Origin of the sequence: Arthrobacter sp. Leaf337, from assembly GCF_001423745.1 — a bacterium.
In the GTDB taxonomy this organism is placed as follows: Bacteria; Actinomycetota; Actinomycetes; order Actinomycetales; family Micrococcaceae; genus Arthrobacter.
Genome location: NZ_LMPC01000012.1, coordinates 544,577 through 567,100 on the forward strand (window position 1 = coordinate 544,577; position 22,524 = coordinate 567,100).

At 67.2% G+C, this 22,524-nt stretch carries 18 protein-coding genes and 1 tRNA gene; 8 read left to right on the plus strand and 11 right to left on the minus strand.

Annotated elements, in window-relative coordinates; all coding sequences use genetic code 11:
* Window positions 1-45 precede the first annotated feature (45 nt).
* From ASF98_RS11690 to ASF98_RS11700, 3 genes are read left to right on the plus strand one after another with little or no spacing between them, the layout of a single operon-like run.
* Window positions 46-1,392: an L-fuconate dehydratase gene (locus ASF98_RS11690; protein WP_055801766.1), complete on the plus strand. Its 1,347-nt coding sequence runs from the start codon at window positions 46-48 to the stop codon at window positions 1,390-1,392.
* Window positions 1,389-2,861, plus strand: coding sequence for an aldehyde dehydrogenase (NADP(+)) (locus ASF98_RS11695; protein WP_055801769.1), 1,473 nt, complete (start codon window positions 1,389-1,391; stop codon window positions 2,859-2,861). The genes ASF98_RS11690 and ASF98_RS11695 overlap by 4 nt, the downstream gene beginning before the upstream one ends.
* The gene (locus ASF98_RS11700) at window positions 2,858-4,075 is read left to right on the plus strand and encodes a fumarylacetoacetate hydrolase family protein (RefSeq protein WP_055801773.1); all 1,218 of its coding nucleotides are present in this window, start codon (window positions 2,858-2,860) and stop codon (window positions 4,073-4,075) included. The genes ASF98_RS11695 and ASF98_RS11700 overlap by 4 nt, the downstream gene beginning before the upstream one ends.
* Here the strand turns inward: ASF98_RS11700 and efeB are convergent.
* The 4 genes from efeB to ASF98_RS11720 all read right to left on the minus strand — a co-directional run bounded on the left by efeB (window position 4,068) and on the right by ASF98_RS11720 (window position 8,721).
* Window positions 4,068-5,468 carry an iron uptake transporter deferrochelatase/peroxidase subunit gene (gene efeB / locus ASF98_RS11705; protein ID WP_055801776.1) on the minus strand — a complete coding sequence of 467 codons (1,401 nt, stop codon included), beginning with the start codon at window positions 5,466-5,468 and terminating at the stop codon, window positions 4,068-4,070. The genes ASF98_RS11700 and efeB overlap by 8 nt on opposite strands.
* A complete protein-coding gene (efeO, locus tag ASF98_RS11710; protein WP_055801779.1) occupies window positions 5,465-6,694 on the minus strand; it encodes an iron uptake system protein EfeO in 1,230 nt (409 codons plus the stop codon). Before efeO ends, efeB begins: the two co-directional genes overlap by 4 nt.
* 34 nt (window positions 6,695-6,728) lie before the next feature.
* Window positions 6,729-7,583, minus strand: a complete 855-nt coding sequence (gene efeU, locus ASF98_RS11715) for an iron uptake transporter permease EfeU (protein ID WP_055801781.1) — start codon at window positions 7,581-7,583, stop codon at window positions 6,729-6,731.
* Window positions 7,584-7,716: 133 nt separating this feature from the next.
* Window positions 7,717-8,721 carry a LacI family DNA-binding transcriptional regulator gene (locus tag ASF98_RS11720; protein ID WP_055801783.1) on the minus strand — a complete coding sequence of 335 codons (1,005 nt, stop codon included), beginning with the start codon at window positions 8,719-8,721 and terminating at the stop codon, window positions 7,717-7,719.
* 147 nt (window positions 8,722-8,868) lie between these two features.
* Between ASF98_RS11720 and ASF98_RS11725 the strand changes: the two genes are divergently transcribed.
* On the plus strand, window positions 8,869-9,867 hold the full coding sequence (locus ASF98_RS11725) for a family 43 glycosylhydrolase (protein ID WP_055801786.1): 999 nt from the start codon (window positions 8,869-8,871) through the stop codon (window positions 9,865-9,867).
* A gap of 17 nt (window positions 9,868-9,884) precedes the next feature.
* On the opposite strand, the gene arfA is transcribed toward ASF98_RS11725, so the two are convergent.
* Entirely contained in the window at window positions 9,885-11,402 is a 1,518-nt protein-coding gene (arfA, locus tag ASF98_RS11730; protein ID WP_055802445.1) for an arabinosylfuranosidase ArfA, read from the minus strand.
* A gap of 161 nt (window positions 11,403-11,563) precedes the next feature.
* Here arfA and ASF98_RS11735 point away from each other — a divergent pair, with 161 nt between their 5' ends.
* Window positions 11,564-12,673, plus strand: coding sequence for a S1C family serine protease (locus ASF98_RS11735; RefSeq protein ID WP_055801788.1), 1,110 nt, complete (start codon window positions 11,564-11,566; stop codon window positions 12,671-12,673).
* Between the two features lie 4 nt (window positions 12,674-12,677).
* On the opposite strand, the gene araA is transcribed toward ASF98_RS11735, so the two are convergent.
* The 5 genes from araA to ASF98_RS11760 all read right to left on the minus strand — a co-directional run bounded on the left by araA (window position 12,678) and on the right by ASF98_RS11760 (window position 19,493).
* The gene (araA, locus tag ASF98_RS11740; RefSeq protein WP_055801792.1) at window positions 12,678-14,213 is read right to left on the minus strand and encodes an L-arabinose isomerase; all 1,536 of its coding nucleotides are present in this window, start codon (window positions 14,211-14,213) and stop codon (window positions 12,678-12,680) included.
* Window positions 14,214-14,246: 33 nt separating this feature from the next.
* The gene (locus ASF98_RS11745; protein WP_055801795.1) at window positions 14,247-14,927 is read right to left on the minus strand and encodes an L-ribulose-5-phosphate 4-epimerase; all 681 of its coding nucleotides are present in this window, start codon (window positions 14,925-14,927) and stop codon (window positions 14,247-14,249) included.
* Window positions 14,924-16,687, minus strand: a complete 1,764-nt coding sequence (gene araB / locus ASF98_RS11750; protein ID WP_055801798.1) for a ribulokinase — start codon at window positions 16,685-16,687, stop codon at window positions 14,924-14,926. The genes ASF98_RS11745 and araB overlap by 4 nt, the downstream gene beginning before the upstream one ends.
* A 129-nt stretch (window positions 16,688-16,816) precedes the next feature.
* Window positions 16,817-17,830: a LacI family DNA-binding transcriptional regulator gene (locus ASF98_RS11755; protein WP_055802447.1), complete on the minus strand. Its 1,014-nt coding sequence runs from the start codon at window positions 17,828-17,830 to the stop codon at window positions 16,817-16,819.
* Between the two features lie 4 nt (window positions 17,831-17,834).
* Window positions 17,835-19,493 carry a substrate-binding domain-containing protein gene (locus tag ASF98_RS11760; RefSeq protein WP_055801802.1) on the minus strand — a complete coding sequence of 553 codons (1,659 nt, stop codon included), beginning with the start codon at window positions 19,491-19,493 and terminating at the stop codon, window positions 17,835-17,837.
* Window positions 19,494-19,710: 217 nt separating this feature from the next.
* On the opposite strand from ASF98_RS11760, the gene ASF98_RS11765 reads away from it, so the two are divergent.
* Complete coding sequence (locus ASF98_RS11765) at window positions 19,711-20,514, plus strand: dioxygenase family protein (protein ID WP_028270374.1); 804 nt, start codon at window positions 19,711-19,713, stop codon at window positions 20,512-20,514.
* 74 nt (window positions 20,515-20,588) lie between these two features.
* Here the strand turns inward: ASF98_RS11765 and ASF98_RS11770 are convergent.
* Window positions 20,589-20,661, minus strand: a tRNA-Lys gene (locus ASF98_RS11770).
* Between the two features lie 244 nt (window positions 20,662-20,905).
* Between ASF98_RS11770 and ASF98_RS11775 the strand changes: the two genes are divergently transcribed.
* Both ASF98_RS11775 and ASF98_RS11780 read left to right on the plus strand, forming a co-directional pair.
* A complete protein-coding gene (locus tag ASF98_RS11775) occupies window positions 20,906-21,565 on the plus strand; it encodes a hypothetical protein (RefSeq protein ID WP_055801804.1) in 660 nt (219 codons plus the stop codon).
* A gap of 340 nt (window positions 21,566-21,905) precedes the next feature.
* Window positions 21,906-22,523, plus strand: coding sequence for a DUF47 domain-containing protein (locus tag ASF98_RS11780; RefSeq protein ID WP_055801806.1), 618 nt, complete (start codon window positions 21,906-21,908; stop codon window positions 22,521-22,523).
* The last annotated feature ends 1 nt before the right edge of the window (window position 22,524 follow it).

Consider the following 22,524-nt stretch of genomic DNA (forward strand, 5'->3'; position numbering starts at 1 on the left):
AGGAAATCATGCCCACCTTCCACAGCAATCCGAGAGAAGAGATCCATGCCTTCCATCACTTCCATCACCACCCAGGACGTCCGCTTTCCCACGTCGCTGGAACTCGATGGCTCCGACGCGGTCAACGTTGACCCCGACTACTCCGCCGCCTACGTCGTCATCCGCACCGACGCGGGCGACGAAGGCCACGGCTTCGTGTTCAGCTGCGGCCGCGGCAGCGAGATCCTCACTGCGGCCATCGAGTCCTACGCGGGGCTTCTGCGGGGCCGGGACATCGACGAACTGATCTACGACCTGGGCAACGCTTCCAAGCGCCTCATCCACGACTCGCAGCTCCGCTGGCTCGGCCCGGAAAAGGGCGTCACGCAGATGGCCGCCGGCGCGCTGGTCAGCGCCCTCTGGGACATCCGCGCCCGGCGCGAGAACAAGCCGCTCTGGCTGCTCCTGAGCGAAATGTCCCCGGAGGAGATCGTGGACGTTGTGGACTTCACCCACATCCGCGACGCCCTGAACCCGCAGCAGGCATTGGAAATCCTCCGCGCGGGCCAGGACGGCAAGGCGGACCGCATCGCCAGCCTCCGGGCTGACGGCTACCCCGCGTACACCACCTCACCCGGATGGCTGGGCTACAGCGACGAAAAACTGGTCCGGCTCAGCAAGGAAGCGGCGACAGCGGGTTTCTCGATGATCAAGCTCAAGGTGGGCGGCGACATCGCTGACGACCGCCGCCGCATGGGCCTCGCACGGCAGGCCGTGGGAAACCTCCCCATCGCCATAGACGCCAACCAGCGCTGGGAGGTGTCCGAAGCGATCGAATGGGTCAACCAGCTCGCAGAGTTCAACCCGTACTGGATCGAAGAGCCCACCAGCACTGACGACATCCTCGGGCATGCGGAGATCCGGAAGGGAGTCGCTCCGGTCCGCGTCGCCACCGGCGAGGCCGTGGCCAGCCGGATTGTTTTCAAGCAGCTGCTGCAGGCAAGGGCCATCGACGTCCTGCAGCTCGACTCCACCCGTGTGGGCGGGGTCAATGAGAACATCGCCAACCTGCTTCTGGCCGCCAAGTTCGGCGTCCCGGTCTGCCCCCACGCCGGCGGCGTTGGCTTGTGCGAGCTTGTCCAGCATTTCTCCTTCTTCGACTTTGCCGCCATCACCGGAAGCCAGGACGGCCGCATGATCGAATACGTGGACCACCTCCACGAGCACTTCGCCGAACCGGTCCGGATCGTTGGCGGACGCTATGCCGCTCCGGAACGCCCTGGCACAGGGGCGGAAATGCTCAGCGCCTCCCGGACGCGCTGGGAGTTCCCGTCCGGTGCGGGCTGGCTTGAAGTGGGCAACCGTGCGGCCGTTACCGGCGGCAGCCTTGCACCCGCGGGAGCCGGCCGATGAACAGCACCGCAGCCGAGCTGGACGCATCCGTCGAGGCCGCCCACGCGGCCTTCGAAAAGGCCCGGCTGGCAGGTCCCGGAACCCGGGCAACCTGGCTCGAGGCGGTAGCCGCCGGCCTGGAAAACGACGCCGCGGCCCTTGTTGATCTTGCGGTCACCGAAACCCATCTCGCGGAACCGCGCCTCCAGGGCGAGCTGAAGCGCACCGTCTTCCAGCTCCGGCTTTTCGCTGACGAAATCCGCCGCGGCGAGCACTTCGACGCGACGATCGACCATGACGATGCCGCCTGGGGCATGGGGCCGCGGCCCGACCTTCGCCGGTACAACGTTCCGCTCGGCGTCGTCGGGGTCTTCGGGGCGTCCAACTTCCCCTTCGCCTTCAGCGTGATGGGCGGCGATTCCGCGTCGGCACTGGCGGCCGGCTGCGCCGTCGTTCACAAGGCACACGACGGCCACCGGGAGCTCGCGGTCCGCACCGCCGAAACGGTGACCGCCGCACTGGAGTCCGCCGGGGCGCCGTCGGGCCTCTTCTCCCTGGTCACCGGCCGCCCGGCTGCGGAAGCGCTGGTTGACCACCCGCTGGTGAAGGCCATCGGTTTCACGGGTTCGACGGCGGGCGGCCGGGCATTGTTCGACCGTGCGGCCGCGCGGCCGGAACCGATCCCCTTCTTCGGGGAACTGGGCGGCATCAATGCCGTCTTTGTCACCGGCAACGCCTGGGCTGCGCGCCGGGAGGAGATCCTCACTGGCTATGCCGGCTCCTTCACCCTGGGCATGGGGCAGTTCTGCACCAAACCCGGCGTGCTGTTCGTCCCTGCCGGGCAAACGGACGAGGTCCGGGACAATCTCCGGAATGCCCTCGAGGACTTCGCTCCGGCGCAGCTGCTCAGCGCACGGCTGCACGAAGGGTTCCGGCAGGCAGTCGCAGGGCTGCGGGACACGGCGGGCGTCCGGGTGCTGCTCGACGGCGACGTCGCCGAGGCTCCGGCACCCACCGTCCTGCTGACCACCTCCGAAGCGGTCCGCAGCGACCCCGGAATCCTCCGCCAGGAGATGTTCGGGCCCGCAAGCCTGGTGGTGGAGTACAGCGATGAATCCGAGCTCACTGCCTTGGCCGGGCTCCTGGAAGGCCAGCTGACCACCACCTTGCAGGCGGAAGCCGAGGACGACGTCGCGGAGCTTGCCGGCAGGCTCGCGGACATCAGTGGGCGTCTGCTCTGGAACGGCTGGCCCACGGGAGTGACCGTCAGTTACGCCCAGCACCACGGCGGCCCCTATCCGGCCACGACGTCGGGCACCACCTCTGTGGGGACGGCCGCCATCCGGCGGTTCCTGCGGCCGGTGGCCTTCCAGTCCTTCCCGCAGCCGCGGCTGCCGGAGCCGCTGCAGGATGCGAACCCGTGGAACGTTCCGCAAAGGGTCGACGGCGTCTGGCGGCGCCCGTCCGCACAGCCGGAGGGTCGGCTGTGACGGCGCTGCCGGTGTCGGTCGCGGCCGTGCTCCCGAAGGACGCGGAGGACGCCCTGCTCATTGGCCGTCTCTGGGACGTGGAAACCTCCGGTCCCCGGGTTGTGGCGGTTCAGGGCGGGGACGTGTTCGACCTGCAGCACCTCGCCGCCACAGTGTCGGAACTGCTGGAACGTTCGGACCCCGCTGCAGACGTCCGTTCCGCCATGACTGTGCCGCGTTGGAAGACGGCGGACGTCGTCGAAGCGTCCCTGGCGCAGGACACTTCCCTTCCGCACTTGCTGGCGCCCGTTGACCTCCAGGTCATCAAGGCCTGCGGCGTGACTTTCGTGGACAGTATGATCGAGCGCGTCATCGAGGAGCGCTGTGGCGGAGATGCCGGCAGGGCCACTGAAATGCGTGAACTCGTAGGCAGGGCACTCGGCGGCAGCATCGGCGACGTACGTCCGGGCTCGCCCGAGGCTGCCGAGGCCAAGCGGGTGCTCATCGCCGAAGGGCTGTGGTCGCAGTACCTTGAGGTGGGCATCGGACCGGACCCCGAGGTCTTCACCAAGGCACCTGTGCTGTCCTCGGTAGGCCTGGGTGCTGGCGTCGGGATTCCCGCGTTCAGTTCCTGGAACAACCCGGAACCGGAACTCGTCCTGATTGTCACGTCCGCCGGCAAAGTTGTGGGCGCCACACTCGGCAACGACGTCAACCTCCGCGACGTCGAAGGGCGGAGCGCCCTGCTGCTGGGCAAAGCCAAGGACAACAACGCATCCAGCGCGCTGGGGCCGCTGATCCGGCTGTTCGACGGCGACTTCACCCTTGAGACCCTGCGGCAGGAGGAGATCCTGCTCCGGGTGGAAGGATCAGGCGGGTACCTGCTGGAGGGCCGGAACACCGTGGCACGGATCAGCCGCCCGTTCGAGGAGCTGGTGGCGGCTACCTTCGGCAAGCACCACCAGTACCCGGACGGCTTCGCGCTGTTTACCGGCACGCTGTTCGCACCCACGCAGGACCGGGACGAACAGGGCCAGGGCTTCACCCACAAAATGGGGGACGTCGTCACCATCCGCAGCCGCCACCTCGGCGCCCTGGTCAACACCGTGGGTGCCGCCGAGGAGCTGCCGCCGTGGCGTTTCGGGCTGCGTCAGCTGTTCACCTACCTTGCAGTGCAGGAGCGGTCCGTTTCAGTCGTGGGCGCAGCAGTTGTGGGCGCGGCCAGCCTCAGCTGAACAGTCCCTCGCCGATGTAGCCGCCGGGTTTGGTGCCCGGCGGCACAGCGGCCAGGGCGGAGCCGGTGTGCTTGAGGTACTCCACGGCCAAGGTGTCCTGCTTGGCCATGGCCATCTGCATCGGCACGTAGTGCGTGCGCGGGTCCTTGACGAAGGCGATGAAGAACAGGCCGGCGTCGAGGTGCCCCAGCCCGTCGGAACCGTCCGTGTAGTTGTACCCGCGGCGCAGCATACGGACACCGCCGTTCTGGTCGGCGTGGGCAAGCCGGACATGTGAATCCATGCCCATCAGCGGCTCGCCGTCCTTGCCCTTGATGGTGAAATCCGGGGCCGTGAATTCCTTGCCGCCGGACAGCGGAGCGCCCTCGGCCTTGGTCCGGCCAATCAGGGCTTCCTGCTCGCCCAGCGACGTCCGGTCCCAGATTTCGATATGCATGCGGATCCGGCGGGCCACCAGGTAGCTGCCGCCCTCCATCCAGGCTTCACCGGCCCCGGCGCCCTTCTCAGCCCAGACGTGGTTCTCCAGGAGGTCCGTGTCTTCGGCCTTGAGGTTGTTGGTGCCGTCCTTGAAACCGAAAAGGTTGCGGGGCGTCTGCTGTGCCCGGGACGTGGAGGCGGTGCGCCCGAAGCCCAGCTGGGACCAGCGGACGCGGACTTTCCCGAACCCCAGCCGTGCGAGGTTGCGGATGGCGTGAACAGCAACCTGGGGGTCGTCCGCGCAGGCCTGCACAATGATGTCGCCGCCGCTGCGCCCGGCCTGAAGGTCGTCGCCCGGGAAGTGCGGCAGGTCGATCAGGGCCTCAGGCCGGCGTCCCTCGAGCCCGAAGCGTGCCTTCCCGTCCTTTTCGAACAGGCTGGCACCGAAGCCGAACGTCACGGTGAGCTTGCCGGCGCTGAGGCCCATGGCTTCGCCGGTGTCCTGCGGCGGCGCGTCATAGGAGCCGCCGGTAGCGCCGGTTTCGCCGGCTTCCCGGCCCTGGGTCATCGCCTCCGCGGCGGCCGTCCAGTCTTTGAGGAGCCTGATCAGCTCGGTGCGGTCCTCGGTGATGAGATCGAAGGCGGCCATGTGCAGCCGGTCCTGCGCCGCCGTCGTAATTCCCGCCTGGCGTTCCCCGTGGAACGGGACGGTGTCATTGGCCGGTGCATCGTCGGCAGGTACTGCCGCGACGACGGCGTCGCGTGCCCACAGGCCGGCGGCGAGGCCGGCGAGCGCTCCCGCGCCCCCGACCCCGGCGAAGGAGAGCAGGCCGCGGCGCGAAACACCGCGCGTGGCAACCGGGCTGGCCTGTGACGTGTCCTGCGACGCGCCCGGCCGGGCGCCGTCCCGGCTCCCGCCGTCGTGGCCGCCGCTATCCTGGCCGTCCCGGCCCCCGCCGAAAGGGCAGCCGGTCACAGCACGACTGCCGCAGTGAGGTTGGACAACGGCTCGCCGAGGGAATCCACCAGGGCGGCGAGGCGCTGGACCTGCTCAGGGCTCAGCTCGTTGTAGTAGGCAAACCCGTCGCCCCGGGCGTGGGTCTTCAGTTCGGCCTGCAGCGCGGCGAACTTGGTGTCCAGGCTCTTGGCAAGCTCCGGGTCCTTCTGCTCCAGCACGGGCTTGAGGTTTTCGAAGGCGATCCGGGCACCGTCCACGTTGGCCTGGAAGTCCCAGAGGTCGGTGTGGGACCAGATTTCCTCTTCGCCCGTGACCTTGCCGGTGGCCACCTCGTCCAGCAGTTCCTTGGCACCGTTGCCCAGCTTGTCTGCCGTGAGCTCTACTGTCCGAGTGCGCTTGGCCAGCTCTTCGGTGTCGGCCACCAGCTGGGCCGCGAGCTTTTCGCGGTCCGCTGCGCCCAGCGGCTGGAACCCGGCCGGCGGGAACAGGTCCTTTTCGGCGCGGTGCCAGCCGGTCCATTCCTCACCCTCGGCCAGGTCCGCCTCGCGGGCGTCCAGCTTGGGGTCGAGGTCGCCGAAGGACTCGGCCACCGGTTCAATTCGTTCCCAGTGCATGCGCGTTGCGGCGTAGAGCTCCTTGGCGGTGGCAGCATCGCCGGCGGCGTACGCCTCGGCGAACTTCTTGGTACCGGCCAGAAGCTGCTCCGTCTGGTCCTTGACGTAGGCCACGTACTGGGTGGTCCCCTGGTCGGTGAGCGCTTTCAGGTCGCTGTCCACCGCGGGCTTGCTGCCGGAGTCGACTACGTCAAAACCCGCCCGGATGCCGTCGCCCACCATGCCGGGCTTGCAGGCTGTGTTGTATTTCCCCGCAGGGACCGTGACCACAAGGTTCCGCGTCAGGCCGGGCCCGATGTTTTCCACCTCACCCAGGATCCGCAGCCCGTCTTCCGCCAGCAGGTAGAACTCGGTGACCTGATCGCCGTCGTTCTGGACGGCGAACGTAAGGTTGCCGCTCTTCGCGGACGCCGTGGACACCTTGCAGGCGTCGCTGGTACTGGCGACCTGGATGGGGCCATCGGCCCCTGCCGGGGACGACGGCGCAGCGTTGTCCGTGCAGGCAACAAGCATCAGGGGCAGGACGGCGACGGCGGCTGCGGCACTCAGGCGGCCGGCAGTCCCACGCCGGCGGTCCGGGGTGCGTACTGCTGCTGAGGGGGCGGAATTGGGCAGGCTGGGGCTGGGCATGGAGTTAGTCCTTGGGGGTGCGGGAGTGGGCGGGTCAGGATGCCGCGACGGTTGCCCGGGCAGCTGTGTCCGGACGGGATGATGCGCGGGCACGGCGGTTGGAACGGAGGTAGAAGAACAGCACGGCCGGGACGTACAGCAGCCAGGCCGCAGCTTCCAGCCACGTGGTGGCAGGCGAGAAGTTCAGCGTGCCTTTGAGCAGGGTGCCGTACCAGGACGACGGCGGGATCGCCGCCGACACGTCAAAGGCCAGGCTGTGGAGTCCGGGGAGGATCCCGGCCTCCTGGAAGTCGTGGACAGCATAGGCAAGCACGCCTCCGGCGATTATGATTAGCGCGGCGCCACTCCAGGTGAAGAACGCGCCGAGGTTGATCTTGAGGACTCCCCGGTGCAGCAGGAAGCCGAGCAGGACGGCGGTGGCCAGCCCCAGCAAAGCGCCAAACAGCGGCGTTGCCGACTGCCCCGTGGCCTGGGCAGCCGCCCACAGGAAGAGCGCGGTTTCAAGCCCTTCCCGGCCCACGGCCAGTGCGGCGACGGCGGCGAGCCCCCACCCGGCGCCACCTGCAGCCCGGTCCACCTGCGAGCGGAGTCCGGTGCCGAGGGTACGGGCCGTGCGGGCCATCCAGAAAACCATCCACGTCACCAGCGCCACGGCCACCACGGAAAGGCTCCCGCCGATGGCTTCCTGCGCCTCGAACGTGAGCCCGCGCGGACCGAAGGTGAGCAGCGCACCGAACCCTGCCGACACGGCGACGGCGAATCCGACGCCCGCCCACAGCCTGGGCAGCAGGTGCTGCCTCCCGGTTTTGAGGAGGTATGCCATCAGGAGCACAACAACGAGTGTCGCCTCAAGGCCTTCGCGCAGGCCGATCAAATAGTTTGCTGTCATTCGTGGAGCCTCAGATATCGCAGCCAAGGTTAGGCTTGCCTTATAAGAGGATCATCCACGTGCCTGAATTAAGCAAACCAAACGTGAGGTAATTGGCAGTACATTACGCCGGGCTCCCCGGCGAAGTCGGAACTTAGGGCGCCGAGTCCCGCACCTTCAGTTCGAAGCCCGCCTCCACATGGAGCCCGGCGGCTGCCCGCTCCACACCTTCGATCCGGTCAATAAGCAGCTTGATGGACCGCTCGGCTATTTCCTCCATGCCGGGCGACACCGTAGTCAGGGACGGCGATGCGAAACGGGCCTCGTCGATGTCGTCGAAGCCTGCCACTGCCACGTCGTCCGGCACTTTGATGCCGCGGATCAGCAGTTCGTGCATTGCACCCAGGGCAATTGCGTCATTCAGGCCAAAGACGGCGTCGAACGGGACGCCGCTTTCGGCCAGGCCGACGACGGCGGAGGCCCCGCCGTCGCGGCGCCACTCGCACTGCACCACCAGGGCGGGATCGAACTCCACTCCCGCAACTTCCAGCGCCTGCCGGTAACCATTAAGGCGCAGTCCAGGGCTGTCCGTCGTGTCCCCCGCCGCCGCGCCCAAGACGGCAATCCGGCGCCGGCCGGCTGCGAGGAGATGGGCGGTGATCGACGCCGCGGCCTCGGAATTCTTCATGGTCACCAGATCGAAGCGCGGGTCCGCGATGTGCTCCCCCAGCATGACGATCGGCTTGGTGCCCTGGCGTGCGGCGATAGTCCCCGCGTCGAGGGCTAGCGGGGTAAATAGCAGACCGTCCGTCAGCTGGCGGAACGGACCCTGGAGCGCGCTCAACTCGTGTGCCGCCTCCGCCCCGGACTGCTCCACCAGGACCCGATAGCCCCGACCGGCGGCGATGCTCATCAGCCGGGAGGCCAGCTCCGCGTAGTAGGGCACGGAGAGATCGGACAGCACCAGCCCCAGCATGCGGGTTTTCCCGGAGCGCAGGCTGCGTGCCGTCAGGTTGGCTTCGTACCCCAATTCCGCAATGGCATCGAGCACCTTCTGCTTGGTGGCTGGACGGATGAACTCGTAATCGTTGAGCACATTGGACACGGTCTTCAACGAGACGCCGGCGGCGCGCGCAACGTCATTCATGGTCACAGCCACAGGTGATTCCCTTCCCCGGCAACACTTTCAGCTACATCGTTGCAGACCGGCCCCGGATTTGCCCTGTCCGCACTGTATACAACGTTATAGGGTTGGCGGGTCAGCATCCGAGCCGGCCCGGGTCCGGCACGCATCGAAGGAACAGCAATGCCGCCTGCCCCGTCGCCCCTCTTCCGCTGCCCCGTGTTCGACGGCGCCGCCGATCCCGCTGTTATCCATCGCCGCGGCACCGCCGAGTGGTGGATGTTCTACACGGCCCGCCGCGCCACGCTCACCACTGCCGGCGTGGACTGGATTACCGGCACCAGGATTGGAATCGCCGTCTCTACGGACGCCGGGGCCACCTGGCAATACCGCGGCGTGGCGGAGGGGCTCGATCCCCGGGATTGCCCTGGTCTGAACACCCACTGGGCGCCGGAAGTGGTGTGGCAGGACGGCAAATACCACATGTTCCTGACCTGGGGCGAGGGCGCTCCGGGCAGCTGGGCCGAGCAGACCCGGCGCCGGCTGGTGCACTTCACGAGCCCCGATCTGGAGCGGTGGGAGTTCGCAGGCCGGGTGGACGTCGGTTCCGAGAACGTCATTGACGCCGCGTTCGCCGTCGTCTCGGACGGCCGTGCGCGCCTCTGGTTCAAGGACGAGGTAGACGGCTCCACCACATGGTCCGCCGTCCGGGAAGGTGCCCTGGAAGGGGCGGACGGTCGCTGGCGGGCCGAGGGTCAGGTGATCGGGCTGCCCGCGCACGAAGGTCCCAACGTGTTCCGGCTGGGCGGCTGGTACTGGATGGTGGTGGACGAGTGGCGCGGCCAGGCGGTGCACCGCTCGGCCGACGGCCTGGCCTGGACCCGGCAGGAGGCCAACAACGGCCTCATCCTGGACGCCCCCGGCGCGGGAGCGGACGACGCCACTTACGGGCGGCACGCCGATGTGGTGACCCAGGGCGATCACGCCTACATCTTCTATTTCACGCATCCGGAATGGCAGGACACCGAAATGGTGAGCGGCCTGGCGGACCCGGTCCGGGCGGTCCGTGAACAGCGCACCAGCATCCATGCGGCTCGGCTGCACGCGGAAGGGGACGCCCTGGTCTGCACACGCGACCTGGACGCCCCCGTTCACCTTGATCCGGCTCTGCTGGAGAGCTAGTTCCGCTCGTATTCTGCCTAGCCTGCAGCTCCGTCAACGGCCAGGCGGATCATGCTCCAGGAAACGGCGGGGAGCTCGGCGGTGAGCCGGCCGCCGTCGAGCTTCGCACTGACGTTTTCGACGGGCAGCACCGAGGTGGAGTCGTCCGCCGTCGCCTGCCAGTAAGGGTCCTTGTTGGCGAAGGTGACCGCTTCAACAACCTTGACGCTCCCGAGCCCGGCGACGGCGGCGCTCAGCGTGAGCGAGTCCGCGGCCGAGCGGTTCACGGCAAACACCACGGCTTCCCCTGACGCCTCATCGAAGGTGGCCACGGCTGACAGTGCGGCGAAGTCCGTGGTCTTGCCGCCGCTGAGCAGCGGGGATTCGACGGCGAGCTGCAGCACCGTGCCTTTGGCGTGATCCGACGTCAGGGCGAACGGGTGGAAGGTGGTCTGCTTCCAGGCACGGCCGCCGGGTTCGGTCATGATCGGGGCAATGACGTTGACCAGCTGCGCCAGGCTGGCGGAGTGGACACGGTCGGTGTTACGGAGCAGCGTGATGAGCAGGTCGCCCACCACCACGGCGTCCGCCACGGTGTACCGGTCCTCGAGCAGCACCGGGGCCACGGGCCAGTCCTTGCCGGTGGGCGCCTTGGATTCGTCGCGGCTCATGTGCCAGACATTCCACTCGTCGAAGGAGATGTTCACCTGCTTGGTGGACTTCTTGACCGACTTCACATGGTCGATATGCGCCACGATGTCCTTGATGAACGCCTCCATCCGGTGCCCCGAGGAGAGGTGTTCCTGAAGGTCGCCGAAGTCCTCAAAGTATTGGTGTGCCGAGATCAGATCCACCAGTTCGTAGGTCTCGGTGAGGACCACCCGCTCCCACTCGCCGAAGGTGGGCATGCCGGGGGCCGAGCTGCCGCAGGCCACGAGTTCCAGGTCAGGCTCCACCATCCGCATGGCGCGGGCAGTGTCCGCCGCCAGCCGGCCGTATTCGGTGGCGTTCTTGTGGCCGATCTGCCAGAAGCCGTCCATCTCGTTTCCCAGGCACCACATTTTGATGCCGTAACCGTTTTCGGCCCCGTTGGCCCGGCGCTGGTCGGAGAAGGCCGTGCCGGCGTCGATGTTGCAGTATTCCAGCAGGTCGAGGGCTTCCTGCGTCCCGCGGGTGCCCAGGTTCACGGCCATCATCGGTTCGACGCCGGCCTTGGCGGACCATTTGGCGAACTCGTCCACGCCCACATGGTTGGGGTCGGTGGAGTGCCAGGCCAGGTCGAGGCGCGCCGGGCGCTGTTCCACCGGCCCCACGCCGTCCTCCCAGCGGTAGCCGGAGACGAAGTTCCCGCCGGGGTAACGCACTGTGGACACGCCCAGTTCGCGGGTAAGTTCCAGGACGTCAGTCCGGAAGCCGTCCTCGTCAGCCTTGGGATGGCCCGGCTCGAAAATGCCGGTGTAGACGCAGCGGCCAAGGTGCTCCACGAAAGCGCCGAAGGTGCGGCGCCGGACGGGTCCCACGGCGAAGGCGGGGTCCAGGGTGATTTTGGCGGTCATCTTGCCTGCGGCAGGTTCGGTTGTGCTCACGTAAACATCCTCGTTTTCTCGGTCTCTACAACGTTATAGAAATCTATTCTTGGTGGTGAAGGCGCTGCCGTCAAGGGACGGCCGGGGACGGGCCGGTTCCGTCGACCCCAAGACGAACGAAAGGCAGCCTGATGATGATCTGGAATACGGGAACGCGCGGTGCCGCGCAGCGGGCCCTGGCCCTGGCAGCTGTTCTTGGACTGGCGCTGTCCGGCTGCACGGCGAGTCCGCCGCCGGGCCAGCGCCCCGCGTCCGCCGCCAGCACCCCGGTGCAGCCCGCGCAGCAGACAGCCCAGCCGGGTGCCACGCAGACGGCCCAGCCGGGCACCCCGCAGACGGCCGCGGACATTCCGTCCATCGTGGAGAACGTCCAGCCGTCCGTTGTCACGATCCTGACCGACGGCGGAGTGGGCAGCGGCGTGGTCTTCGCGGCGGAGGGACTGATCCTCACCAACGAGCATGTGGTGCGTGGCAGCACCGACGTGGAGGTCGCCTTTGCCGACGGCCAGCGGGTGGCCGGGACAGTCAAGGCCACGGACGCCATTTCGGACCTGGCACTCGTGGAGGCCAAGCGCACCGGGCTTCCGGCGGCGAAGTTCCAGTCCGACCTTCCGCGGGTGGGTGAACTGGCCATCGTGATCGGCTCGCCGCTGGGCTTCGAGAACACGGCGACGGCGGGCATCATCTCCGGGCTGCACCGCGAGATTCCCGGCTCGGCGGCCAGCAGCCAGTCGCTGGTGGACCTGATCCAGACCGATGCCGCCATCAGCCCCGGAAACTCGGGCGGCGCCGTCGTCAATTCCCGGGGCGAGGTGATCGGCATCAGCGAGGCCTACATTCCGCCGCAGTCCGGCGCCGTGGCACTGGGCTTCGCTATCCCCGCGGCAACAGCCGTCCGGGTGGCAGAACAGCTGCGCGAGGACGGCACCGCGGACCACGCTTTCATCGGCCTCCGCCCCGGCGGGATCACCTCACAGATTGCCGACCAGCTGGGGCTGCCGAACACCCGCGGCGCCCTGGTGCTCTCGGTGGTCAGCGACGGACCGGCGGACCGTGCCGGCATCCGGCCCGGCGATGTCCTCACCGCCCTGGACGGCCAGGAGCTGGCCTCGCCGGAGGACCTGCTGGCCGAGCTCCGCGGCAAGAGCCCGGACCAGACGGTTAATGTGAGCTACCGCCGGGGCACGGAATCCAAGGAGGCGAAAGTCACCCTCGCCGCCCGTCCCGCAGCGACCGGCTAAGCGCCTACAGCCCGCCGGCCAGCTTGTAATAGGCCGCGTTCCAGTTCAGTTCCTTCTTGAACTGCTTGATGGTGGTGCCCTCATCAATGGCCAGGAGTTCGGTCTTCGCGATTTCCGCGAAGTCCTCGAAAACATCCATGCCCACCTGGGTGGAGAGCACCGTGTGGTGCGCCGCTCCGGCGGTCAGCCACGCAGCGGCGGAGGTGGCGAAGTCGGGCTTCGGGGACCAGAGCGCCCGTGCCACCGGCAGGTTGGGCAGGGGTTCGTCAAGGTCCACGACGTCGACGGCGTTCGCCACGAGGCGGAAGCGGTCACGCATGTCGGAGAGGGCCACCACGACGCCGGGGCCGGCGTCTGTATCGAAGACCATCCGGACGGGGTCTTCCTTGCCGCCGATGCCCAGCGGGTGGATCTCGACGCGGGGTTTCGTCGCTGTCAGCGACGGGCAGACCTCCAGCATGTGCGCGCCCAGGATCTTCTCCGAGCCGGGAGTCAGGTGGTAGGTGTAGTCCTCCATCAGGGAGGCGCCCCCGGGAAGTCCGGAGCCCATCACTTTGGCGGCGCGGACCAGGATAGCCGTCTTCCAGTCACCCTCGGCGCCGAAGCCGTAGCCGTCGGCCATCAGCCGCTGCACGGCCATGCCCGGCAGCTGGCGCAGTTCGCCGAGGTCCTCGAAGGAGGTGGTGAACGCGGCGGAGCCGTTGGCTTCAAGGAAGCTGCGCAGGCCCAGTTCGATCCGCGCGCTGTAGCGGAGCGATTCGTGCCGCGCTCCCCCGGCCTTCAGTTCCGGGACCACGTCGTAAAGACGCTCGTACTCCGCAACAAGGGCGTCGACGTCGGACTCTGCGGCGCCGTGCACGGCGTCGGCGAGCTCATTCACGGACCACGTGTTCACCGAAACGCCGAAGCGCAGCTCGGCCTCGGTCTTGTCACCTTCGGTGACGGCAACGTTGCGCATGTTGTCGCCGAAGCGGGTCAGTTTAAGCGTGCGGACGGCAGCCCAGCCGGCCGAAGCGCGCTGCCAGACGCCCACCTGCCGGGTCACTTCAGGGTTGGACACGTGGCCCACAACGGTCTTGCGGGGAATGCCCAGGCGGGACTGGATGTAGCCGAATTCGCGGTCGCCGTGGGCTGCCTGGTTGAGGTTCATGAAGTCGAAGTCGATGTCCGCCCAGGGCAGCTCAACGTTGGCCTGGGTGTGCAGGTGCAGCAGCGGCTTCCGCAGCAGGTCCAGGCCCTGGATCCACATCTTGGCGGGGCTGAACGTGTGCATCCAGGCCGTCACACCGATCACGGAATCGTCCGAGTTGGCCTCCAGCGCGGTCCGGCGGATGGCGTCCGAATCCGTGAGGACCGGCTTCCAGACCACCTTGACGGGGACATCTGCGGACCCGTTCAGCGCATTGGCGATCTCCTGCGACTGCGCGGCGACCTGCTTGAGGACGTCCTCGCCGTAGAGGTGCTGGCTGCCGGTGAGGAACCAGACCTCGTACTGGCTGAGCGAAGTCCTGTTGGCGGACGTGTTGTTGGCGTTACTCATGGGGGTTCTCCTGAAGAATTGGGGCGGCCTGCGCTACTGGCCGTAGACGTTCTGGTAGCGGGCGTAGAGGGATTCGATGCTGCCCTGGTCGATGGGGAGCGGTTCGCCCAGCTGGCGTGAGATATGGACGGTGCGCGCCACTTCCTCGCACATCACGGCCGCCTTGACCGCGGAGCGGGCATCCTTGCCGATGGTGAACGGGCCGTGGTTCTGCATCAGGACCGCCGGGGAGGTGGAGTTGCGCAGCGTCTCCACGATTCCCTGGCCGATCGAGTCGTCGCCGATCAGGGCGAAGGGGCCCACCGGGATGCTGCCGCCGAACTCGTCGCTCATCATGGTGAGCACGCACGGGATCGCTTCGCCGCGGGCCGCCCACGCCGTGGCGTAGGTGGAGTGCGTGTGGACCACGCCACCCACTTCCGGCATATGCCGGTAGACGTATGCATGCGCGGCAGTGTCCGACGACGGCGAGAACGGCGGGTTGCCCCACTCGCCCTCAGCGGGGACGCCATAGAGGTCCGTGACAACCATGCTCTCGGGTGTGAGGTCCGCATAGGAGACCCCGGACGGCTTGATGACCATCAGGTCCTGGCCGGGAACACGGGCGGAGACATTGCCCGCCGTCCAGACCACCAGTTCGTAGCGGGTGAGTTCGGCGTGGAGATCGCAGACCTCGCGGCGGACCCGGGCGATGGTTTCCAGGAGGTCGCTCATGCGGACACCTGCTCATCGGCCGGTTCAGCGGCGGCTGGTTCAGCGGCGGCGGGTTCAGCGGCGGCCGCAAACGACGGCCTCGCCGCACGCTGGATGGCCTTGAGCCGGTGCATAACACTGTTCGTGCCGCGGCCGAAGTAGTCGTGCAGCGTGCGGTACTCCCGGAAGAGTTCCTCATAGGCGGCAACATTTTCCGGAATCGGAATATAGATCCCGCCGGGCTCCGAACCCATGGCGGCTGCGGCAGCGCGGATGTCCGGGTATTTGCCGGCCGCGACGGCGGCGTGGATGGCCGAGCCAAGCGCGGGTCCCTGGGTTGAGCCGATGGTGGAGAGCGGCAGGCCGGTGATATCCGCGTAGATCTGCATGAGCAGCTTGTTCTTCAGCAGGCCGCCGGCCACGATGAATTCCTTGACCGGCACTCCCGAGTCCCGGAAGGCGTCCACAATGGTGCGCGTGCCGAAAGCAGTGGCTTCCAGCAGCGCGCGGTAAGTGTCTTCGGGCTTGGTAGCGAGCGTCTGGCCCACCACAACTCCGGAGAGTTCGTGGTCCACCAGCACCGAACGGTTGCCCGAGTGCCAGTCCAGGGCAATGAGCCCGTGTTGGCCGATTGCCTGGCGTGACGCCAGTTCCGTCAGGTATTCGTGGATGCCAAGGCCCAGTTCGGCGGCCGCCTGATGGTATTCGGGCGGCACGCCATTGCTGGTGAACCAGCCGAAGATGTCCCCCACCCCGCTCTGGCCTGCCTCGTAGCCCCATAGCCCGTCCACGATCCCGCCGTCCACCACGCCGCACATGCCCGGCACTTCACGGAGCTCGGCGCCGTTCATGACGTGGCAGGTGGAGGTGCCCATGATGGCCACCAGCTGCCCGGGCTCCACGGCCTTCGCTGCCGGCGCCGTGACGTGGGCGTCCACGTTGCCCACTGCGACGGCGATCCCTTCCGGCAGCCCGGTCCAGGCGGCTGCTTCTGCCGTCAGGTTCCCGGCCGCATCGCCGAGTCGTCCGATGGTGTGCTCCAGCTTGGAACTAACGAAGTCCTTGAAATCCGGGTTCAGGGCGGACAGGAAATCCTCGGACGGATAGCGGCCGTCCTGGTAGATGCCCTTGTACCCTGCGGTGCAGGCGTTGCGGACGTAGTTGCCGCACAGCTGCCAGACGATCCAGTCGGCAGCTTCCACCCAATGGTCCATGGCGGCGTAGGCTTCCGGGTCTTCCTCCAGTAGCTGGAGCCCCTTGGCGAACTCCCATTCCGAGGAGATGAGTCCGCCGTAGCGCGGCAGCCAGTTTTCGCCGCGGTCCGCGGCCAGCGCGTTGATCCGGTCTGCCTGCGGCTGTGCGGCATGGTGGCGCCACAGCTTCACGTAAGCGTGCGGCCGGTTGGCGAAGCCGGAAATTTCGTTCAACGGCGTGCCGTCCGACGTGACCGGGACCATGGTGCAGGCCGTGAAGTCGGTGGCGATGCCCACCACGGCGGCGGGGTCGATCCCGGCGTCGGCAATAGCAGCGGGCACCGCCCGGCGCAGCACGTCACGGTAGTCGTTGGGCACCTGCAGCGCCCATTCGCCGGGCAGCCGCGCGGCACTTTCGCCAGCGAGGTCGCCGGGGAGCGCATCCGTCACCACGGCGTGCGGGTACTCAAACACGCCGCTGCCCAGTTCCTTGCCGTCCCGGACGCGGACCACCACGGCCCGCCCGGACAGCGTGCCGTAGTCGACGCCGATCACAAAGCTGTCTGAACCGTCTGCTGTGACGTCCATCAATTCCTCCAATAGTCTCCGCGGCTTTGCGGTTGCCCTTAATTGTTAGCGCTAACAACATTGCTGTCAAGGCATGGCTGCGAGCCTGGATGGTCCCGGCTCCGAAAGGCGCGGTTGGTGAGGGGGTGGTCAGGCGGGCGGGGCGGTGCTTGCCCGCACAACGATCCGGGGCTCCACCACCGTGGCGCCCGCTCCGGCTCCGTCTTCCAGGAGGGCCAGCATCATGTCCATGCAGCGCCGGCCAAGTTCCTCGAAGTCCTGGCGGACCGTGGTGAGCGGCGGCGTGAAATAACCGGCTTCCGGCTGGTCGTCGAACCCCACCACGGAGACGTCCTGCGGCACCCGCACGCCCGCTTCGCCGAACGCCCGCAGCAGGCCCAGGGCCATCTGGTCGTTTCCCACGAACACCGCGGTGGCAGCATGTGCGACGGCAAGCTGCTGGCCGATCCCGTAGCCGCTGCCGGCGCTCCAGTCGCCTTCGACGATCAGGTCGTCAGCCAGTCCCGCCTGCACCAGCGCCTCGCGCCAGCCTTCGGCGCGCTCCGCGCCGTCGATCCAGTCCTGGGGCCCGGAGATATGCCCGATGCGCTTATGGCCCTGCTCAATCAAATGCTCGACGGCGAGACGGGCACCCAGCTTCTGGTCCACCATTGCGCCGCTGAACCGACCTTCGCCGCTGGAACCCACCACCACTACGGGCACGTCCAGGTTCAGGTTGTCCAGGGCCTGCAACGTGCCGGTATGCGGAACCAGCGCCACGATTCCGTCAACGCCCTGGTCCATGAAGTGGCGCGCGGCATCGGCGATCGATTCCGCGCTGACCTCGCGGATGGCCGCGATGCTCACGAAATAGCCGGCATCGCGGGCGGCCTGCTCCACCCCGAGGAGAGTGTTGGCGGGTCCGTACTGGGACAGCTCGCTGGCCAGGACGCCGATGGTGTGCGAGCGCCGCGTCACCAGGCTGCGCGCCGCGGTGTTCCGCCGGTATCCCAGTTCGGCAATGGCAGCCTCAACACGTCCCCTGGTTGCCTTGCTGACGTTGGGATGATTGTTGATGACGCGGGACACCGTCTGGTGCGAGACGCCGGCACGTTCCGCTACGTCTTCAAGTCGCGGAAGGCGCCGCTCGCTGCTGTAAGCCATGAAGCTATTGTGCGCGAGCCTGCAGCGCATCCACGAAAACGCTCGGGATGTCCTCCGGATTCCTCGCAACATAGCTCGTGCCGCCGGTGACTTCCGAGATTTTCCGGAGGGTCTCGGCGTCCGCGTCCTCGGTGATGCCGATGCTGACGATCACCACAGGCTTGGCGGGGTCCCGTTCGCGTTCCAGGGCTTGCAGCAGTTCCTCGAGGCTGAGTGAATCCGGATCTTCATTGGCGCCGTCGGTAAACAGGATCACGCTGTTGACGGCGCGGGCATCGTAGTTCGCCTTGACGGTGCGGTAGGCGGCAAGGGTCGTGTCGTACAGTCCCGTGGCACCGCCGGTCCGCTGGTCCAGCCCGGAGATATCGGCCACGAGGCGGTCGCGCTGCGTGACGCCGCCAACCAGCTGGTCCATTTTCCGGATGGGATCAAGCTCCACGTAGTCCTGGCTGCCGCCTCCCAGCCCAATGGAAAACGCCCACATGCCCAGGGCTGCGGTATTGGGAAACAGCTTGCTGCCGGCATTGGCGGCCTGCTGCGTGAGCTGCATGCGGGTCTGCTCTCCCGCCTGAAAGTTCATGGAGCCGGACACGTCCATGACCACCAGCGATCTGAAGGGAATGGCCTGGAGGGACCATCCTTTGAGCGTCCGCTGCACGGATTCCGATGATGCCGGCTTGAGGGCCGCAACGCTGCCCACGCCCTTCTGGTCCGGCGTGCGGCTGCCGTCCACAGGCCGAAGGCCGGTGTCGGCGAGCGCTTTCATTCCGTCCTCGGTTGCCAGGGCGGATGCCAGCGCCCTGGCGGCGTCCGTGACGGCACCGCCGCGGGCCCTGCCCCCGGCTGTGAGGGCCACGGGGTAGTCCAGCGACACGGACCCGGTGTGCGGCATCGACGCGGCAAGCTTTGCGCCGGCGGGTGTCTGCGCGAAGGACAGCCACGCCTGCTCGGTGACGATGGCGAATCCCCCTCCGGAGGCCACCCCTTCGAGCTGCTTGGCGTCGGTCAGCTTCTCTCCCGTGCGCTGGCTCTCGCTCTGGGCCAGCTGTGCGGTGGCGGCCTGCAGCGTCTTCGCTTCCGCGCGCCCGGCCTCCACTTCGGAGAGGGCGCCCAGCAGCGCCACTTCCCCGCTACCGGTCACCAGCGGGTCGCTGAACCGGACGCCGGGAGTCTGCAGGGCGCTGGTCCAGGTGGCAAATCCGGGAACCTCCCCCTGGCGCCCAACAATCACCCCGGGCGTCGAGGCGAGCGACGGCACGGTGATCTCATGCGCCATGGCAGCCCCCACGCGCTGCACCCGGACGGCCGAGTCGGCCACCCACAGATCCGGCGCGTCCTTGCCCGCGGCCACCGTCGCGGCCAGCTCTGGCTGGGTCCGGGTTTCGATCGTGTATTTCACGCAGGCCCCGGCGGGCACCTTCGCAGCCGCGCTCTCCAGCGCCGGTGCGATGGTGGCATCGGCGCCGACACGCACTTCCGCGGGGACCTCGCACCGCTGGGCGGCCAGGGGCGACTGGTTTCCGGTGATCCAGAGGACAGCCGCGGCGGCAACGGCAATGGCCACCACCACGCCGGCGATCATGAGGATCCTTGGCCAGAAGAACGGTGACTTGCGGGGGAATCGGCCGTGGCGCTGGGGGCCGGCTGCTCGGCGACCTGACATGGGCGCGGTACCTAACTGCTGGGGATCCTGATGGGCGGGAGGCGTTTGCCGGCCACTCTCCCTTGCTAGCGGGAACCCCCAAGTCTGGCTGCAAAACCGTTCCAGTATACGTAAGTGAGTGGCTGGCATCACATCCGCTCACACTTCGGCAATCGGCACCGCACGGCCGTCGAAATTGATGGTTGAAGTTTCAACTAAATGATTCTAGAATAAAAGCATGACGCAGACACTTGACCGCCCGCCGGTACTATTCCTGAGCCACGGAGCCCCTCCCCTGGCCGACGACGCCCGCTGGACCAGCGAGCTCAGCGCATGGTCGGGCACCTTCGGCAAGCCGAAGGACATCCTGATGGTTTCCGCGCACTGGGAAAACGCGCCGGTGACCCTCAGCGCCACTACCCGGAACCCCGGGCTCGTGTACGACTTCTGGGGCTTCCCGCAGAAGTACTACGACGTCACGTACAACGCACCCCAGGCCGGGGAACTGGCCACCGAAGTGGAGAAGCTCGTTTCCACCCACGGCCACCACGTGGAACGCGACGAGGAACGCGGCCTGGACCACGGCGCCTACGTGCCGCTCGTGGAGATGTTCCCGGAGGCCGACATCCCCGTGCTGCAGATGTCCATGCCCACCCTGGATCCGCAGGGCCTTTTCAACCTGGGCAAGACACTGGCGCCGCTGCGGGACCGCGGCACGCTCATCGTGGGCTCGGGCTTCACCACGCACAACCTGCGCTGGTTCAACCCCGCAGCCGGGCCGGATACCACGCCGCCCTCCGTTTCAAGCGAATTCGACCATTGGGCAGAGGAAACCATGGCGGCCGGCGACGTCGACTCCATTCTGGACTTCCTCAAGAAGGCGCCGGCCGCGCGTGAAGCGCACCCCCGCAGCGAGCACTGGGCTCCGCTCTACGTAGCCCTTGGCGCAGCCTACGAATCCGGCGACCTGAAGGCGAAAACGGCCATCGACGGGTTCTGGTTCGGCCTCTCCAAGCGCTCGTGGACACTCACCGGCAAATAAAAGTCCGGACAACAAAAAACCTCCGGCCTCCTGTTACCAGGAGGCCGGAGGTTTTCCACTCTTCGCTAAAAGAGTGGGCCCTGTGGGGATCGAACCCACGACCCACGGATTAAAAGTCCGATGCTCTACCAACTGAGCTAAAGGCCCCAGCTGACTGCCACATTTGTGCGCGCCAAGCGCACGCAAACGGACCATCAGCCCAGTCCATTTCTGGACGTTAAACACTGTACCGCACGCTGAGGGCAGCTTTGGCACAACGCCGCGCGGCGCCGTCGTGCGTTAAGAACGCCGGCCAAAACAGAAACGATGGTATCCGCAGCATGCCTCAATACCCCTTAAGCCGCCCGGCGGCAAGCTCGATAACAGAACAGCACAGGAGTAGCGTGGGGGCATGAGCGAGCAAGCAGGATCCAAGGCCTACGGCGGCGCAAACCGGCATCACAAGCCCAAGCCTTTTGCGCCCATCGACTTCGAACCGTTCGCGGGCGGCGCAGACCCCGCCCGGGTGTCCGAGGCCGCGCACCTGGCGGCCCAGGCACTGGTGCGCCACGGCCGCGACAGCGACGACCCCAAAGTGACCAAACGCCTCGTCAAGCTTGCCGATGAGCAGGGCCTGGAGGCCATCGCCGAAATGTGGGCCGAAAGCCCCGCCCGGTCCCTGCCCGGCGCCCTCTGGCGCCTGTACGCGCTGCGCGCCGCCACCATCCAGGACCCCGAGCGCATCTCCGTGTACTTCAAGGCCGGCAAGGACACGGCGCAGGTTTCCAATGTGGTTGCGGGTGCTGCCGAGCCGCCGGGAGCGGACGAAATGAAGACGATGGCGGATGCCATCCTCTCCGGAGCGTTCGACGGCGAGTTCGACGTCGCGCTGGAACGTTCCGCCGCGTTCTGCCGCGTGGTGGCCCTCGGCCAGGCCACACTGGCCGACGGAGCCGAACACAGCAACGAGAACCACGCCAGCAAATTGACCCGCAATTCCCACCTCCTGGTGAAGACCGCCGAGGACCTCGAGCACGCCGCAAACGCCTGGCGGCTGGGCGAACTGGACTGACGGCCCTCCAGCCGGACCGGCCCGCCCGGCGAGGCACAAGTGCGGGCGGAGCAAGCTGCGCAAGTCTTCCACTGTTACGCACGGAGGAGCCCGGCTGTCAATGTTGACTTGGTTCAGCCAAAGTAGAAAACTGAAACCGGTGCCGAACCGCGAAACCCCCGGGCTTCAACATTTAGCCGCCTAGAGCGGCCTACCGCCGAGAGGCGTATCCGGTTCGGCACCACTTTCATGCCCGCGCTGAATCAGCCGGTAAACTAATCCGCATGTGCGGGTCAACGTCAAGTCACATGGCCCCGGGGCCACATTCCATGCCGCTCCCTACCGTCGCCGGAATCAGAAGGTGAGGCTCCGCCTCTTTCCGCAGGAGCCCGCCGGGCTGCACCTGCTCTCGCAGATGGCCCGCCAAATAGTCCTCGCTACCGGAACCCTGGCCGAAATCCTCGGCGTCCCGGCCACAGAGCACAACCGCCTGGTCGAAGACATGCACGACCACGAGGCCAAGTCGGCCGAGCTGCAGTTCGCGCTGCTGACCCACATGCGCACCAGCTTCGTGAACCCGCTCCCCCGCGAGGACATGTACGCGCTCTCCCGCTACCTCAATGAGGCCATGGAAAAGCTGGACGCCGCAGCGGAACTGGTCGCACTGTACAAGCTCGAGCGCCTCTCCAAGCGGGCCGCCGACCAGCTGGAAGTCATCAGCCGGCAGGCGGAGCTCACCGTGGACGCGATGCGGCGGCTGAACGACCTGGACGATCTGGAGGATTACTGGATCGAGATCCTGCGCCTGGCCAAGCGCGCGGAGCGGACCCACCGGGTGTGGGTTGCGGACATGATCAAGGATATGAAGTGGGCCCAGTACGCACGGAACCGGGACGTAGCCAACCAGCTGGTGGAAGTCACGAAGGATATGCGGCGTATCGCCACCCAGGTGGGCAGCATCATCGTCAAGGAATCCTGAC

Excerpts from the sequence above, each read along its gene's own strand:
- ASF98_RS11690 (WP_055801766.1), top strand. The coding sequence starts at position 46 with ATGCCTTCCATCACTTCCATCACCACCCAGGACGTCCGCTTTCCCACG.
- ASF98_RS11695 (WP_055801769.1), top strand. The coding sequence starts at position 1,389 with ATGAACAGCACCGCAGCCGAGCTGGACGCATCCGTCGAGGCCGCCCAC.
- efeO (WP_055801779.1), bottom strand. The coding sequence starts at position 6,694 with ATGCCCAGCCCCAGCCTGCCCAATTCCGCCCCCTCAGCAGCAGTACGC.
- efeU (WP_055801781.1), bottom strand. The coding sequence starts at position 7,583 with ATGACAGCAAACTATTTGATCGGCCTGCGCGAAGGCCTTGAGGCGACA.
- ASF98_RS11725 (WP_055801786.1), top strand. The coding sequence starts at position 8,869 with ATGCCGCCTGCCCCGTCGCCCCTCTTCCGCTGCCCCGTGTTCGACGGC.
- arfA (WP_055802445.1), bottom strand. The coding sequence starts at position 11,402 with ATGACCGCCAAAATCACCCTGGACCCCGCCTTCGCCGTGGGACCCGTC.
- ASF98_RS11735 (WP_055801788.1), top strand. The coding sequence starts at position 11,564 with ATGATGATCTGGAATACGGGAACGCGCGGTGCCGCGCAGCGGGCCCTG.
- araA (WP_055801792.1), bottom strand. The coding sequence starts at position 14,213 with ATGAGTAACGCCAACAACACGTCCGCCAACAGGACTTCGCTCAGCCAG.
- ASF98_RS11745 (WP_055801795.1), bottom strand. The coding sequence starts at position 14,927 with ATGAGCGACCTCCTGGAAACCATCGCCCGGGTCCGCCGCGAGGTCTGC.
- araB (WP_055801798.1), bottom strand. The coding sequence starts at position 16,687 with ATGGACGTCACAGCAGACGGTTCAGACAGCTTTGTGATCGGCGTCGAC.
- ASF98_RS11755 (WP_055802447.1), bottom strand. The coding sequence starts at position 17,830 with ATGGCTTACAGCAGCGAGCGGCGCCTTCCGCGACTTGAAGACGTAGCG.
- ASF98_RS11760 (WP_055801802.1), bottom strand. The coding sequence starts at position 19,493 with ATGTCAGGTCGCCGAGCAGCCGGCCCCCAGCGCCACGGCCGATTCCCC.
- ASF98_RS11765 (WP_028270374.1), top strand. The coding sequence starts at position 19,711 with ATGACGCAGACACTTGACCGCCCGCCGGTACTATTCCTGAGCCACGGA.
- ASF98_RS11775 (WP_055801804.1), top strand. The coding sequence starts at position 20,906 with ATGAGCGAGCAAGCAGGATCCAAGGCCTACGGCGGCGCAAACCGGCAT.